Raw genomic sequence first — 13,520 nt, 5'->3', positions numbered from 1 at the left:
GGATATCGGCCCGTTCGTCGAAACGACGATCAGGCGTCGTCGCTGAGGACGACCGGCTCCGGCAGGCTGGCCGCGTTGTGCTCCATGAGTCGCCATTCCGGACCGCGACGCTGTAGGACCGACCAGCAGCAGTTGCTGAGCGGGCCGAGGAGCTCACGGCGCTCGTCGGGGATGCCCAGCATGCGGGAGATCCCGACCCTGACCGCGGCGCCGTGGCTCACGATGACCAGCAGACCGCCGGCCGGGGTCTTGGCGATACCGCGTTCGACGGCGGCCGTCATCCGGTCGCCGACCTCGGAGATGTTCTCTCCGTCCGGGATGTCCATACGGGCGTGCTCGACCGGCCAACGCCGGGAGAGCTCGTCGGCGGTGAGCCCCTCCCAGGAGCCGCCGAACCGCTCGCGCAGACCCTTGTCGTACTCCACCGCGAGCCCCGAGGCACGCGAGAGGTACCCGGCGGTGTCGGCGGCGCGCTTGAGATCGGACGCGACGATGACGTCGGGGCCGAGGGTGGCCAACAGCCGACCGGCCCGTTCGGCCTGCGCGTGGCCGACCGGGTCGAGGTCGATGTCGGTCTGTCCCTGGAAGCGTTTCTCGACGTTCCAGGTGGTGCGTCCGTGCCGCCAGAACAGCACACGAGGGGCGTCGCTCACGTGGTGTGTCCTTCTCCTCCGGCGGCCCAGGGCCGCGATCTCCTACTGCTCGTCCAGAGGGGTGCGCTCGGCGCCCCGGGACTTCTCGGGAAGGTCGATCTCGGGGCAGTCCTTCCAGAGGCGCTCGAGGCCGTAGACCCCGCGCTCCTCCTCGTGCTGGACGTGCACGACGATCTCGCTGTAGTCCAGCAGGACCCAGCGCCCGTCGCGCTCTCCCTCGCGGCGGAGCGGCTTGGCGCCCGCCTTGATGCGCAGCTGATCCTCGACCTCGTCGACGATGGCGCGGACCTGGCGGTCGTTGGGCGCCGAGCACAGGACGAAGGCATCGGTGATGACGAGCTGTTCGCTGACGTCGTAGGCGATGACCTCCTGCGCGAGTTTGTCGGCGGCGGCCTCTGCGGCGACCTGGACGAGTTCCACTGCCCTGTCGGTGGCTGTCACGTTGTGCTTGCTGCCTTACTTGATCGGGTGTCGACCGGCGGCGATCCGTGAACCCGTCGGGTCCGCGGTCCGCGGCTCAGGACTCCAGGTAGAGCCCGGTCTTGTTGATGTATCGGACGATGCCGTCGGGTACCAGGTACCAGATGGGTTCGCCCTTGCGAACGCGTTCGCGACACTCTGTGGAGGAGATGGCGAGCGCGGGGACCTCCACCAGGGAGACCTTGCCCTTGGGCAGGCCAGGGTCGCTGAGATGGTGTCCGGGCCGGTTACAGCCTACGAAATGCGCGAGCTCGAAGAGTTCGTCGACGTTGTGCCAACTGAGGATGGCGCCGAGCGCGTCCGCCCCGGTGATGAAGTACAGCTCCACGTCGGGACCGTAGGAGGCCCTCATCTGTCGGAGGGTGTCCAGGGTGTAGGTGGGCCCCGAACGGTCGATCTCGGCCCGGTCGACCCTGAACTGGGGGTTCTCCGCCGTCGCGATGACCGTCATGAGGTAACGGTCCTCGGAGGGCGTGACCTTGTCCAGGTCCTTCTGCCAGGGCTGGCCCGTGGGCACGAAGACCACCTCGTCGAGCCCGAAGAGGTGGGCGACCTCACTCGCAGCCACGAGGTGCCCGTGGTGGATGGGGTCGAAGGTGCCGCCCATGATGCCGACCTTGGTCGGAGCGGAGCCGCCCCGACGCGCGAGGGAACCCCCCTCGGGGTGGGCACCCGTGGCCTGGTCCGTCACTGTGCGCTCCGTTTCGCCGTGGTCGCTGCCGTGGTTTCCGGTTTCGGCCAACCGAGATTAGCCGACGCGGAACACCCGAGGAGGTGGACTTTTCGCGAAGCCTCCCGCAACCGCTCGAACAAGGAGTCCGCCGGCTTCCTTCCCCGGTCTCCGAGCGAGCACACACGAACGCGTCATATCTCGTTGGGCGTAAACCGTGGCCAAGCCGCATCGTGACGCATAGCATGCCGATATGGCCAACTCACCAGATCGCGTCCGTGTCCGGCTCTCAGAGATCTCGCCGCGTGCCTACGAGCACCCCGCCGACCGTGGCGCGCTGGTCGCTCTGCGGTCCCTCACGGGCTTCGACACCCTCGTCAAGTCCCTTTTCGGTCGGATCAACGAGCGCACCCTACGCCTCATGTTCCTCTCCAGCGCCGTGCGGGTAAGCCCCACCCAGTTCCCGGAGCTGCACGACTACCTCAGGGACGCCGCCTACGTCCTGGACCTCGACGAGGTGCCCGAGCTCTACGTCAAGATGGACCCCCAGCCCAACGCCATGGCGATCGGGCGCAAGAAGCCGTTCATCGTCATGACGACCGGGCTGTTCGACCTCTTCGACGCCGAGGAGAAGCGGTTCGTCATCGGCCACGAGGTCGGCCACGTCCTCAGCGGTCACTCCCTCTACCGCACCCTCCTGCTCCTGCTGGTGTGGCTGTCCACCAAGATCATGTGGATCCCGCTCGGCGCCATCGCCATCCAGGCGATCCTGTCCGGGCTGCGGGAATGGCAGCGCAAGTCCGAGCTCTCCAGCGACCGGGCCGGTCTGCTCACCTGCCAGAACCCGGACGCGGCCAAGCGGGCCCTGATGAAGCTCGCCGGCGGCTCCAACCTGTCCCAGATGAACCCCGACGCGTTCATGGAGCAGGCGCGCGAGTACGAGGGCGGCGGCGACGCCGTCGACAGCGTCCTCAAGCTGATGACCACCCTGCCCGCCAGCCACCCGTTCGCGGTGGTCCGCGTGGCGGAGCTGCACCGCTGGGTCGAGAAGGGCGACTACCAGAGGATCATCGACGGCGACTACCCGCGCCGTTCCTCCGACCGCGACACCAAGGTCACCGAGGAGGCCGGTCACGCGGCCCGTTCCTACCGGGAGGAGTGGAACCGCACCAGCGACCCGCTGGTCACCACCCTGCGCGGGGTGGCCGACGGCGCCGGGCGCGCGGGCGGCCGACTCTTCGACTCGGTGGCCGACCGCTGGCGCAACGGCGGCGGCCAGAACGGCTCGACCCAGGGCGGCGGGGAGAGCAACTGACGGCGACCCCGAGGGCCACCGGGCATCGATCGGGGCGGGACGGTCCGGGGGGATCGCCCGCCCCTTCGCGTCAGCGGCCCCCGACGGGCCCCAGGACCTCGCGTACGGTGCGCCAGGCGACGCTCGTGGGATCGACGACGGCGAAGTGGTCCTCGCCGGGGATCTCCCGATAGTCGACCGGGTCGCCCGCCAGGCGGGCCGCGTCGACGTAGTCGCGGCTGTGCTCGACCGGGACGCGCTGGTCGGCGTCCCCGTGCACGATCAGTTGAGGGACTCCGAGGGGCAGCCGGTGCAGGGGCGAGGACTCGGCGTACTCCTCGGGTGAGGGATCGGCCCCGAGGAAGGGCTCGACGGCCCCCTCCCCCAGGCCCGCCTCGGCGCAGCGGCGCAGGTCGGTGATGGGGGCCAGCGCCACCACGGAGGCGACCGGCGAGTCCGCCGCGGTCAGCAGGGCCAGATGGCCGCCCGCGGAATGTCCGACGGCCACCACCCGGGAGAGGTCCAGTCCCTTCTCCCGTTCGGCCGTCTCCGCCAGGAGGTCCAGGGCCCGGGCGACGTCGTCGACGCTCTGCGGCCAGCCCCCTCCGTCCGCTCCGGTCCGGCGGTACTCGACGTTCCACACCGCCCACCCGGCGGCGGCCAGGTCCCGGGCCAGGGGGTCCATGAGACGGGCGTCGTGGAGGTCGCGCCACCAGCCCCCGTGGAGCAGGACCGCGACCGGGGCCGGCCCGGAGGAGGCCTCGGGGTCCCGGCGGTGGACGATCTGGCTGGAGTGCTCACCGTAGGCGGTCGCCATCGCGTTCTTCCTCGCTCCCTCGGGGTTCCGGGGCGCTTCGCACGGTGTCCGGTCGCCATCGCCGGTGCCGGGCGGCGTCGTCCCTGTCGGAGGAACGTAGCAGTTCCAGCCGGGGGCGGGGGGAGTCGGTGCGGCCGGTGGGGGGTCTGCGGCTCCCCGCCCGGAACGGGGTCGGCCAGGTCGCCCCGGGCCCCGAGTAGTCCCGTTCGGCGGCGGCGTGCAGGGTCCAGTGCGGGTCGTACAGATGGGGCCGGCCCAGGGCGCACAGGTCGGCGCGGCCGGCCAGGATCGTGGAGTTGACGTCGTCGTGGGAGGAGATGGCGCCGACCGCGATGACGGGGACCCCGAGTTCCCGGCGGATCCTCTCGGCGAAGGGCACCTGATAGCTGCGCCCGAACGCCGGACTTTCGTCGGGGGTGACCTGTCCGGTGGAGACGTCGATGACGTCGGCCCCCGCCGCGACCAGGGCGCGGGAGATCTCCACGGCGTCCTCGGCGGTGGTGCCGTCCTCGACCCAGTCGGTCGCCGAGATGCGCACGGAGAGGGGCTTGTGCTCGGGCCAGGCCTCCCTGATCGCGGACAGGACCTCCACCGGGTAGCGGAGCCGCCCGGTGAGATCGCCCCCGTAGGCGTCGTCCCGATGGTTGGTGATCGGGGACAGGAAGGAGGAGAGCAGGTAGCCGTGGGCGCAGTGGAGTTCGAGCAGATCGAAACCGGCCCGGTCGGCGGCCCGGGCGGCGGCGACGAAGTCGTCGCGGATCCCGTCCATGGCGGCCCGGTCCAACGCGCGCGGCACCTGGTTGACGCCCTCCCGGTAGGGCAGGGGCGAGGGGGCCACCAGGGGCCAGCCGCCCTCGGGCAGGGGCCGGTCGATGCCCTCCCACATCAGACGCGTCGCTCCCTTGCGTCCGGCGTGGCCGAGCTGGACACCGATCCGGGCCCGGCTGTGGGTGTGCGCGAAGTCGGTGACGCGACGCCAGGCCGCCTCGTGTTCGGGTCGGTACATGCCCGCGCATCCGGGTGTGATGCGGGCCTCCGGGGAGACGCACACCATCTCGGTCATCACCAGCCCGGCCCCGCCGAGCGCCTTCCCGCCCAGGTGGACGAGGTGGAAGTCGCCCGGGGTGCCGTCGATGGACGAGTACATGTCCATGGCCGAGACCACGACCCGGTTGTCCAGCTCCAGCCCGCCCAGGCGGAAGGGGTGGAACATCGGCGGGCGCGGCGTGGGGTCGGCGGGGTTCGCCTCGCGGGCGAAGAGCTCGTCGACGCGGGCGACGAACCCCGGATCGCGCATCCGCAGGTTGTCGTAGGTGACCCGGCGGCTGCGGGTGAGCAGGTCGAAGGCGAACGCGTGCGGGTCGGCGTCGACGTGCCGGTGGATGCCCTCGAACCATTCCAGGCTGGCCTGGGCCGCGCGCTGGACGCCGGCCACGACGGGGCGGCGTTCGTCCTCGTAGGCGGCGAGCGCGGTCTCGACGGTGGGGTTCTCGCGTAGGCAGGCGGTGAGGGCGAGGGCGTCCTCCATGGCCAGTTTGGTCCCCGAGCCGATGGAGAAGTGCGCGGTGTGGGCGGCGTCGCCCAGGAGCACGATGTTGCCGTGGCGCCAGGTGCGGTTGCGCACGGTGGTGAAACGCTGCCAGTGGGAGTTGTTGGGCAGCAGTCGGTGCCCGCCCAGGACGTCGGCGAAGAGCTCCTCGCAGCGCGCGATCGAGTCGAGGTCGCTCCGACCCGGGGCCGTGCGCGGATCGGTGAACCCGGCGGCCTCCCAGACCGACTCCGCCATCTCCACGATGAACGTGCTGCGCTCCCGCGAGTAGGGGTAGCCGTGCGCCTGCACGATCCCGTACGGGGTGCGCAGGACGTGGAAGTTGAAGGCGTCCAGGACCAGGTCCGTGCCGAGCCACATGAACCGGTTGTGGCGCTGTTCGAGGGTGGTCCCGAAATGGTCCGCGTAGGTGCTCCGGGTGAGGCTGTTGACCCCGTCGGCGGCCACCACGAGGTCGTATTCGGCCGCCAGTTCCGCCGCGGGCGGGGCCTCGGTGCGGGTGAGGATCCGTACGCCGAGTTCGGCACAACGGGCGCGCAGGATCCGGAGGAGCCGTTGCCGGCCGATCGCGGCGAAACCGTGTCCCCCCGACGTGGTGACGGTGCCGTCGATGTGGACGTCGATGTCGTCCCAGCGCGCGAACTCCCCGGCCATCTCCCGGTAGATCCGAGGGTCGGCGTGCTCGATCCCGCCGAGGGTCTCGTCGGAGAGCACCACGCCGAACCCGAAGGTGTCGTCGGGGGCGTTGCGTTCGTAGACGGTGATCTCGTGGCCCACGCCGAGCCGCCGGGCCAGGGCCGCGAAGTACAGTCCGGCGGGACCTCCGCCGATACACGCGACGCGCATCGCTCCGCCCTCCCGATCGTCGATGTTCCCTCGGAGGTCCTCGGTCACGGGGTCTCCTCCCGCAGCCGGAAGCGCTGGAGTTTGCCGGTGGCGGTCCTCGGCAGGGCGGGCACGAAGACCACCGAGCGCGGCGCCTTGTAGGGGGAGATCCGGGACCGTACGTGCTCGCGCAGACGTTCGGCCGTCCCGTCGTCGGCCTCGATCCCCGGTTCCAGGACCACGTAGGCGCGCACGATCGGCCCGCGTTCGGGGGCCTCCACCCCGACCACCGCGGCCTCCACCACCTCGGGCGAGGAGAGCAGCGCCTCCTCGACCTCGGCGGGGGCGATGTTGTAGCCGGCCGAGACGATCATGTCGTCACTGCGCGCCCGGTACCAGAAGTAGCCGTCCTCGTCGCGGACGTAGGTGTCCCCCGTGTGGTTCCATCCGTGGCGGACGTACTCGGTCTGCCGGTCGTCGTCCAGGTAGCGGCAGCCGACGGGGCCCCGGACCGCCAGGTGTCCGGGTTCGCCGTCGGGGACCGGCGTCCCCTCGTCGTCCAGGACCGCGGCGGTGTAGCCGGGGACCGGGCGGCCGGTGGAGCCCGGACGCATGTGCGCGTCGTCGGAAGAGAGGAAGATGTGCAGCATCTCGGTGGCGCCGATGCCGTCGAGCAGCCGCACCCCCGTCGCCTCGTACCAGGCGTGCCAGGTGGCGGCCGGCAGGTGTTCGCCCGCCGACACGCAGCGGCGCAGGGAGGAGAGGTCGCGTCCGGCGCGCCCGGCCAGCATGGTCCGATAGGCGGTGGGGGCGGTGAACAGCACCGTGACGCCGTGGTCGACGACCGCGTCCATCAACGCCTCGGGACGGGGACGCTCCAACAGGACGGTGGCGGCCCCGGCGCGTAACGGAAAGATCAGGAGCCCGCCCAGACCGAAGGTGAAGGCGAAGGGCGGACTCCCGGCGAACAGGTCGTCGGGGGTGGGTCGGAGCACCCGGGCCGAGTAGGTGTCGGCGATGGTGAGCACGTCGCGGTGGAAGTGCACGCAGCCCTTGGGCGTCCCGGTGGTGCCGGAGGTGTAGGCGATCATGCAGGCGTCGTCGGCCGCGGTGGGAACGGCTGCGAACCGCCCCGGACGTCCCGCGACCCTCACGGTCAGGTCCTCGTCGCCCTCACCGCCGTAGACGAGGGTGGCGGGGGCGTCCGCGCCCAGCGAGCGCGCGGCCTCGTCGAGGTCGTCCCGGCAGCCCGCGTCGCACAGGGCGTGGGCGACCCGGGCCGCGCGCAGGATGGTGGTGAGCTCCCCGGCCCTCAGGACCGGCAGGACGGTGACGACCACTCCCCCGGCCTTGAGCACCGCCAGCCAACAGGCGGCGAGCCAGGGCGAGTTGGGGCCGCGGAGCAGCACCCTCTCCCCCGGCCTCACCCCCTGTTCGGCGACCAGTACGTGGGCGATACGGTCCACCCGGTCCCGCAGCCCGCCGTAGGTGAGCTCCTCGTCCGCACCGACCACACAGCGCCGATCCGCGCCGTACCGCCCGATGGTGCCGTCCAGCAGCTCCTCCGCGCAGTTGATACGCTCCGGGTACTCCAGGGGTTCGATGACCGGCCACCGCTCCGGAAGCGGCAGGTGGTCGCGGGTGAAGGTGTCCTCGTGCGCGGTCACGGGCGGGTTCGACATGGCTGGACCTCCGGGCTCGGGGTGCGACAGCGGGGCGGGCTACATGTGACGGGCGATGATCTGGCGCTGGACCTCCGAGGCGCCCTCGTAGATCCGAGGGGCGCGGACCTCCCGGTAGAGGTGCTCGAGCAGGTGGCCCCGGCGCAGGGCACGGGCCCCGTGGAGTTGGACGGCGGAGTCGACCACGTACTGGGCGGTCTCCGTGGCGAAGAGCTTGGCCATGGCCGCCTTGAGCGTGACCTCCGGACCGTCGGCGTCGTACTCCGCGGCCGCCGCGTAGACCAGTAGGCGGGCGGCCTCGGTGCGGGTGGCCATCTCCGCCAGGGTGTGGGCGACCGTCTGGAGGCCGGAGAGCGGGCCGCCGAAGGCCCGACGGTCCCCCGTGTGCTCCCGAGCCGCCTCCAAGGCGGCCCGGGCCATGCCGACGGCGAAGGCGCCGACACTGGGCCGGAACAGGTCCAGGGTGCGCATGGCCACGGCGAACCCCTGCCCCGGGACACCGATCACGTCCTCGGGGCCGACCTCGACCCCGTCGAAGACCAGATGGCCCAGGGCGTGCGGGGAGAGCATCTCCAACGGGGTGCCGTGGAGGCCGGGACGGTCGGCGGGGACGCAGTAGGCGGTGACGCCCCGCGACCGGGTACCGGGGGTGGTGCGGGCGAAAACGGTGTAGAAGTCGGCGTCGGGGGCGTTGGAGATCCACGTCTTCTCGCCGTACAGGCGACGGCCGTCGCCGAACGGTTCGGCCCGCAGCGCCAGGGCGGCCGCGTCGGAGCCCGCGTCGGGTTCGGTCAGGGCGAAGGCGGCCACCGCGCGACCGGCCGCCGCCTCGGGCACCCAACGTCGACGCTGCCGTTCGGTGCCGGACTGGAGGAGCGGATAGGTGCCCAGCCCCTGGAGGGCCAGGGCGGTCTCGGCGTGGGTGTCGACCCGGGCCAGGTGTTCCCGCAGCAGGCACAGCCGGGTGGCCGGGGCCTCACGAAGCGGTCCGCCGTCGGCCGTACCGGGAAAGAGCGCGGGGAGCAGACCGGACGCGCCGAGACGCCGGAGCAGGTCCCGGTCGACGCGGCCGGGTTCTCGTGGGGGGACGGTGTCGAGTCCGGCGGCGCGCTCCGCGACCCACCGTGCGAACTCGTGGTCGTCGTCGTTCGGTGGGAGCCCCATGGGCGACCTCGACTCTCTCGGGTTCCTGTTCCCCCTCCTCGACGATGCATCCTCGACGTGACGATCGTCAAGAGAGCTATATGAAGTTCCCGTCCGGCTTCTCCCTGAAACGGTCGAAGCCAGGTGGAAAGGGGGCTTCTCCGCACGAGTGGATATCGTGTCCTCATGATCCCCAACAGCGAACGGGAAGAGGCGGTGTCCGGATCCTCCGACACCGACCGGGTCCTACGAGGGCCGCGCTCCCTGATCGTGTCGTTCTTCGGCACTTACGCCCGCGACGTGGGCGGATGGGTGGGGGTGGCCGACCTCATCGCGTTGATGGCCGATCTGGACGTCGACGGACCCTCGGTACGCTCCGCGGTCTCCCGTCTCAAACGGCGTGGCCTGCTGGTGTCCGAACGCCTGGGCGGGGCCGCCGGCTACCGGTTGTCGGAGGAGGGCCGGCGCATCCTCGCCGAGGGCGATCGCCGCATCTTCGGGCATCGGGTCGCCCGGGTCGAGGACGGTTGGGTCCTCGTGGTGTTCTCGGTGCCCGAGTCCGAGCGGAGCCGCCGGCACGCGTTGCGCTCACGGTTGACCCGGTCGGGGTTCGGGACCACGGCCGCCGGGGTGTGGGTGGCCCCGGCGCACGCCACCGACCAGGCCCGGGCCACCCTGCGCGAGCTGGACATGGAGGGGTACGCCGAGCTCTTCCACGCCGACCACCTGGGCTTTCGCGATCTGTCGGAGGCCGTGGCCCGTTGGTGGGACCTGCCCGCGCTCCAGGCCATGCACGAGGGTTTCCTGACCGAGCACGAGCCGGTGTTGACCGCCTGGCGTCGTCGGAGCCTCCGGGGCGAGGAGGGTCCGCGCAGGCGGAGGGCGGCCTTCGCCGATCATCTGCGCGCGGTGGACTCCTGGCGCCGCTCGCCCTTCCTCGATCCGGGCCTGCCCCCCGAACTGCTCCCCGACGATTGGGCCGGGGGCCGCGCCGCCCGGGTCTTCTCCGACCTGCACACCCTGCTCCGCGCCCCCGCCCTGGACCACGTGAGATCCACCCTCACCCCTTGAGCACCCCCACCCCCTGCTCCACGGGGGGTGGGACCAGTACGCGGTCTTCCACCACACCCCGGTAAGCCACCCGAATACGCGGTCTTCCACCACACCCCGGTAAGCCACCCGAACACGGCCCGAAGCGGAGGCGCTAAGCCAGCACCCCCACCCCGACCAGTTCGACGAGGGCGCCCGGTTCGAACAGGTCGGCGGCGCCCACGAGCGCCATGGCGGGATAGTGCCGTCCCATGTGGGCGCGGTAGGCGCGACCGATCTCGGTCTTGACCCGCCGGTATTCGGGGACGTCGGTGGTGTAGATGGTGAGGGAGACCAGGTGTTCGGGCGCTCCCCCGCAGGCTCGGAGGGCGGTGAGGAGGTTGGCCAGGGCCAGGTCGAACTGGTCGGCGAGGGATTCGGCGGCCAGACGCCCGTCGGGTCCGGAGGCGATCTGACCGGCCAGGTGGACGGTACTCCCCGGCGCGGCCACCACGGCCTGGGCGAACCCCGGGTTGGGGCCGAGTTCGGGTGGTGAGACGAGGGTGTGCGGTGTGGACGACGGTCGAACGGATCCCATCAGCGTCCCTTCCATCGGGGTTCGCGCCGACCGGTGAAGGCGGCGTGGAACTCGGCGTAGTCCTCGCTTCGCATGAGGAGCGCCTGGGTCATGGCCTCCAGTTCGATCGCCCCGGACAGGCTCATGTCCAGCTCCCTGGAGAGCAGCGCCTTGGTCTGGGCGTAGGCGAAGGCGGGGCCCTCCGCCAGACGTCGGGCCAGACGGTCCACGGCCGCGTCGAGTTCGTCGTCCTCGACCGGAGGGTCGATCAGTCCGACCCGTTCGGCCTCGGCGGAGTCGACGGTGTCGCCGAGCATGAGGATCCGGGTGGCGTGGCCCAGACCCACCACGCGGGGCAGCAGGTAGGCGGCGCCCATGTCCGCTCCGGCCAGGCCCACCTTGGTGAACAGGAAGGCGAACCGGGCCGAGCGCGAGGCCACCCGGAAGTCGGCGGCCAGGGCGAGGACGGCCCCGGCGCCCGCGGCGGTCCCTTGGATCCCGGCGATGATCGGGACGGGGCACTCTCGCATCGCCCGGATGACCTCGCCGGTCATGCGGGTGAAGGCGAGGAGCTCGTCGGGGGCCATCTCCAGGGTGCGGCCGATGATCTCGTCGACGTCCCCGCCCGAGCAGAACCCCCGGCCTCTACCGCGCAGGACCAGCGCGCGGGTGTCGTCGCGGTGGGGCAGTTCGAGGAGCAGGTCCCGCAGGTCCGCGTAGGCCTCGAAGGTGAGGGCGTTGAGCCGTTCGGGGCGGTTCAGGGTGACGGTGGCGACGCCGCCCTCCCGTTCCAGGTCGAAGTGGTCCCACTGTTCGGTGAAGGGCGCGGAGGCCCGGTGTCCGCTCATCGTTGTGTGTCTCCTCCGTCGATGGTGAGGGTCTGGCCGTTGACGGCCCCGGCCAGAGGGCTCGCCAGGTAGGCGACGGCGGCCGCGACCTCCTCCGGTTCGATGAGACGGCCCAGGGGTGTGGAGGCGGCCAGGGCGCGTTCGGCCCGTTCGAGGTCGCGGCCGGTGCGTTCGGCGATACGGGAGATCGAGCGTTCGGTCAGGGGCGTACGGACGAAGGAGGGGCACACGGTGTTGGCGGTGACCCCGCCGCCGGCGACCTCGGCCGCGACGGATCGGGCCAGCCCCAGGACGGCGTGTTTGGCGGCGGTGTAGGCGGCGGTGTAGCGGGAGCCGGTGTGCGCGGCGGTGGAGGCCACGAAGACGATCCGCCCCCGGTCGCGGCGGAGCATGCCGGGCAACAGCGCCCGGGTGAGCAGGAAGGCGGAGGTGGCGTTGGCGTCGAGGTGATGCCGCCACAGGTCGAGGTCGGTGTCGGCCAGAGAGGCGCTGTGGGCGTCTCCGGCGTTGTTGACCAGGACGGAGACGGGGCCGAGGGTCTCGGCCAGGGATTCGACGGTCGCCGGATCGGTGAGGTCCCCGACGCGGGTGGCGACGTGGAAGCCCCGCTCGCGGGCGGTATCGGCCAGATCCGCGAGCCGTTCGGGGGATCGCCCCAGGGCGACCACCTCGTCCCCCGCCCCGGCGAGGGAGAGCACGACGGCCCTCCCGATACCTCCGGAGCCGCCCGAGACCACGGCGAGACGTCGCGTGTCAGCCATGCGGCGAACCTATCACTCGAACATGACCGTCGTCACGGGTTCGATATACGTCCGGAGCCCCTGAGGGAGGGGGGACGGATGAGGCGTCCGGGACGCCCAGGCCCGGCCCGGAGACGACGAAAGCGCCGACGTCCCAGGGGGCGTCGGCGCTTCGGTGAGAGGCGGGGTCGACGGTCGACCCCGGAGCCTCCGTCGTGACTAGAAGGCGGGGCCGGCCTCCATGGCCTCCTCGATGGTCTTGGCGCGGGCCTCCTCGACCTGGTCCTCCAGCTCGGCCTCGTGGGCCTCGAAGTCGGCGGTCACCTCGGCGGCGAGGGCGCGCATGGCGACCTCCTGGGTGATGACGGAACCGCGAACGCGGTTGTTGTCGCCGATCTGGGCGGTCGGGGTGTTGTTCTCGGCCACCAGGTCGCCGCCGACGATGTTGCCGTCGATGTAGGCGCCGCCGGAGATACCGGTGACGGACAGATCGCCGTCGATGTAGTTGAGGGAGGCGCAGTAGGTGTCGTTGTCACCGGCGCCGACCGCGACCGGACCGGAGGCGTCGCGGTAGGTGGCGTCGCCCAGGACCTCGCTGTCGCACAGGATGCCGCCCTGCTCGGTGCCGGCGACGGTCAGGGCGCCGCGGACGACGCTGTCGTAGATGTCGGCGTAGACGGCGCCGTCGGCGTTGACCGGACCGGCGACGCGGGAGCCGTTGATGTAGAGCTCACCGGCGGTGGCGTCCACGGAGGCGGCGGAGGAGTCGACCACGAAGGTGAAGCCGTCGTTCGCGGCCCCCTCGGCGGCCTGAGCGCGCAGCGCCGCGACCGAGGTGCCGTCCTCCAGGTAGGTTCCGTAGGCTCCGTCGCTGACCACGTCGCCGTCGACGACGCTGTCGGAGGCGTCGAAGTAGGCGTCGTCGGCGACGGACACCTCACCTTCGATGGAGCCGCCGATGATGTGGAGGTTGGCTCCTCCCTCCACGGTGACGTCGCCCTTGATCGAGGTGCCGTCCAGGAAGCAGCTCGCTCCGGCCGGGACCTTCAGGTCCGTGGGCAGGGTGACCGCGCCGCCGTGTCCGGAGCACAGGGTGACCAGGCCGGCCTGGGCCGGGGTCGCCATCAGGGTGAGGCCTCCGAGGGCCAGGGCCGCCGTGGCGGTGGACGCCGCGATCTTATTCCCGAGCTTCATTCGGGGGATTTCCTTTCGT

General features: G+C 71.5%; 13 protein-coding genes. 2 read left to right on the top strand and 11 right to left on the bottom strand.

Going from position 1 to position 13,520, the window contains the following annotated elements:
- Positions 1-29: 29 nt before the first annotated feature.
- From TR33_RS20555 to nadD, 3 genes are all read right to left on the bottom strand, one after another.
- The gene (locus tag TR33_RS20555; RefSeq protein ID WP_014913107.1) at positions 30-653 is read right to left on the bottom strand and encodes a histidine phosphatase family protein; all 624 of its coding nucleotides are present in this window, start codon (positions 651-653) and stop codon (positions 30-32) included.
- Between the two features lie 42 nt (positions 654-695).
- The gene (rsfS, locus tag TR33_RS20550) at positions 696-1,094 is read right to left on the bottom strand and encodes a ribosome silencing factor (protein WP_026124861.1); all 399 of its coding nucleotides are present in this window, start codon (positions 1,092-1,094) and stop codon (positions 696-698) included.
- A gap of 76 nt (positions 1,095-1,170) precedes the next feature.
- The gene (gene nadD / locus TR33_RS20545) at positions 1,171-1,824 is read right to left on the bottom strand and encodes a nicotinate-nucleotide adenylyltransferase (RefSeq protein ID WP_017533793.1); all 654 of its coding nucleotides are present in this window, start codon (positions 1,822-1,824) and stop codon (positions 1,171-1,173) included.
- A 232-nt stretch (positions 1,825-2,056) separates the two neighbouring features.
- Here nadD and TR33_RS20540 point away from each other — a divergent pair, with 232 nt between their 5' ends.
- Positions 2,057-3,118 (top strand): M48 family metallopeptidase, encoded by a 1,062-nt coding sequence (locus TR33_RS20540; protein ID WP_014908890.1) that lies wholly within the window; start codon positions 2,057-2,059, stop codon positions 3,116-3,118.
- A gap of 70 nt (positions 3,119-3,188) precedes the next feature.
- Here TR33_RS20540 and TR33_RS20535 read toward each other — a convergent pair whose 3' ends face one another.
- From TR33_RS20535 to TR33_RS20520, 4 genes are read right to left on the bottom strand one after another with little or no spacing between them, the layout of a single operon-like run.
- On the bottom strand, positions 3,189-3,914 hold the full coding sequence (locus TR33_RS20535) for an alpha/beta hydrolase family protein (protein WP_042284821.1): 726 nt from the start codon (positions 3,912-3,914) through the stop codon (positions 3,189-3,191).
- Positions 3,895-6,309, bottom strand: coding sequence for a bifunctional salicylyl-CoA 5-hydroxylase/oxidoreductase (locus tag TR33_RS20530; protein WP_026124860.1), 2,415 nt, complete (start codon positions 6,307-6,309; stop codon positions 3,895-3,897). Before TR33_RS20530 ends, TR33_RS20535 begins: the two co-directional genes overlap by 20 nt.
- A 44-nt stretch (positions 6,310-6,353) precedes the next feature.
- Entirely contained in the window at positions 6,354-7,970 is a 1,617-nt protein-coding gene (locus TR33_RS20525) for an AMP-binding protein (protein ID WP_042284820.1), read from the bottom strand.
- Between the two features lie 39 nt (positions 7,971-8,009).
- Entirely contained in the window at positions 8,010-9,134 is a 1,125-nt protein-coding gene (locus TR33_RS20520; protein WP_042284819.1) for an acyl-CoA dehydrogenase family protein, read from the bottom strand.
- 165 nt (positions 9,135-9,299) lie between these two features.
- On the opposite strand from TR33_RS20520, the gene TR33_RS20515 reads away from it, so the two are divergent.
- Complete coding sequence (locus TR33_RS20515; RefSeq protein WP_042284817.1) at positions 9,300-10,184, top strand: PaaX family transcriptional regulator; 885 nt, start codon at positions 9,300-9,302, stop codon at positions 10,182-10,184.
- Positions 10,185-10,317: 133 nt separating this feature from the next.
- Here the strand turns inward: TR33_RS20515 and TR33_RS20510 are convergent, their stop codons facing one another.
- From TR33_RS20510 to TR33_RS20495, 4 genes are all read right to left on the bottom strand, one after another.
- On the bottom strand, positions 10,318-10,740 hold the full coding sequence (locus TR33_RS20510) for a RidA family protein (protein WP_042284816.1): 423 nt from the start codon (positions 10,738-10,740) through the stop codon (positions 10,318-10,320).
- Positions 10,740-11,567, bottom strand: coding sequence for an enoyl-CoA hydratase family protein (locus tag TR33_RS20505; protein WP_017533786.1), 828 nt, complete (start codon positions 11,565-11,567; stop codon positions 10,740-10,742). Before TR33_RS20505 ends, TR33_RS20510 begins: the two co-directional genes overlap by 1 nt.
- Positions 11,564-12,328 (bottom strand): SDR family NAD(P)-dependent oxidoreductase, encoded by a 765-nt coding sequence (locus TR33_RS20500; RefSeq protein ID WP_042284814.1) that lies wholly within the window; start codon positions 12,326-12,328, stop codon positions 11,564-11,566. The genes TR33_RS20505 and TR33_RS20500 overlap by 4 nt, the downstream gene beginning before the upstream one ends.
- 198 nt (positions 12,329-12,526) lie before the next feature.
- Complete coding sequence (locus TR33_RS20495) at positions 12,527-13,501, bottom strand: hypothetical protein (RefSeq protein ID WP_042284812.1); 975 nt, start codon at positions 13,499-13,501, stop codon at positions 12,527-12,529.
- Positions 13,502-13,520: the final 19 nt, after the last annotated feature.

The organism is Nocardiopsis alba (assembly GCF_000710955.1).
GTDB lineage: Bacteria > Actinomycetota > Actinomycetes > Streptosporangiales > Streptosporangiaceae > Nocardiopsis > Nocardiopsis alba.
This window is presented reverse-complemented; position numbering and strand designations above follow the sequence as displayed.